The sequence below is a fragment of the Mycobacterium sp. E796 genome, from assembly GCF_001672815.1.
In the GTDB taxonomy this organism is placed as follows: Bacteria; Actinomycetota; Actinomycetes; order Mycobacteriales; family Mycobacteriaceae; genus Mycobacterium.
On sequence record NZ_LZKK01000268.1, the window covers coordinates 1 to 1,326 of the forward strand.

The 1,326-nt window shown below is 71.6% G+C and carries 2 protein-coding genes; one reads left to right on the forward strand and one right to left on the reverse strand.

Annotated elements, in window-relative coordinates; all coding sequences use genetic code 11:
* A partial coding sequence (locus tag A5706_RS20980; RefSeq protein WP_068134722.1) for an amidase occupies positions 1–1,131 on the reverse strand: 1,131 nt, incomplete at its 3' end.
* Positions 1,132–1,192: 61 nt separating this feature from the next.
* Between A5706_RS20980 and A5706_RS32465 the strand changes: the two genes are divergently transcribed.
* A partial coding sequence (locus A5706_RS32465; protein ID WP_197517911.1) for a DNA repair protein RecO occupies positions 1,193–1,326 on the forward strand: 134 nt, incomplete at its 3' end.

A 1,326-nucleotide genomic window follows, 5' to 3' on the forward strand; every position in this document is an offset into this window, starting at 1 on the left:
GGCGGCTTCGTGGCGGCGCGCGCTGCGCAGGATCGCCTCGCCCATCACGTGGCCCACCCGCAGATTGGACAGCGTGCGGGGGTCCCAGATGACGCCGTCGCCCAGCCGCTCCTCCCACTCCCGCAGCCCCGCGGTCGATCGGGCCAGGAAGTTCCACGACAACCGCAGGCCGTAGTCGGGGTTGCCGGGCACGACGGTGTGGCCCAGGAGCTGCAGTTGCTTGCCGACGGCCCGGGTCGCGGCCAGGATCTCCGGGTGCAGCTTGGCCCGGAAACCGGTGTAGGGGAACCGCGTCGACAGCGCGATGTTGAGCGGCCCGGGCGCCTTCCCGACATAGTCGGAGGCCGTGATTGGTGGCGGTTTGTGCCGGTCGCCCTCGACGTTGCCCGACGCGGCGTCCAGCACCAACGCGGCGTCCTCCACGGTGCGCGCCAACACGCCGTTGACCGTGATCCCGTTGAACGCCTCCGGCAGGGGCCAGGTGGAGATGCGGCCGCGCTGCGGCTTGATGCCCACCAGGTGCGTCCACGCCGCGGGGACGCGCACGCTGCCGGCGCCGTCGGACCCGATCGCGGCGGTAACCAGGCCGGCGGCCACCGCGGCCGCGCTGCCCCCCGACGATCCGCCCGGCGTGTGCCGGCGCGACCAGGGATTGCGAGTGTGTCCGAAGCCGGGGCCGCTGGTGAACGGCCATTGCCCCAGTTCGCAGGTGTTCGTTTTGCCCACGATCACCGCGCCGGCGGCTTTCAGGCGGCGGACTACCTCGGCGTCCTGGGTGGCGGGCGCGACGTAACCCTCGGTGCCGAACGCGGTCGGCACCCCTTTGACGTCGACGTCGTCTTTGACCGCGATCGGGATGCCCAGCAGCGGGGCGGTGTCGCCGGCCGCGCGGCGCCGGTCGGCCTCCGCCGCGTCGGCCAGCGCCGATTCGGTCAGCACGACCCGAAAGGCATTGAGCGTCGACTGGCTGGTGTGAATGGCGTGCAGGGAGCGGCTGACCAGGGTGGTGGACGTCACCGCGCGGCTGGCCAGCTGATAGAGCAGGTCGGTCAGCGTGGGCAGGCGCTGGCCGCCGGATCCCGAACCCGGGCCAGAAAAGGCCCCGAAGGCGGACCCGGAAGCGCCAATCACGGGGTACGAGACTAACGGCGCGGATACCCGGATTGTCGCGGCGGGGTGCAAAACTATTGTGATGCGGCTATATCGAGACCGGGCCGTTGTGCTGCGCCAGCACAAGCTCGGCGAGGCCGACCGGATCGTCACCCTGCTGACCCGCGATCACGGACTGGTTCGCGCGGTGGCCAAGGGCGTTCGCCGCACCCGCAG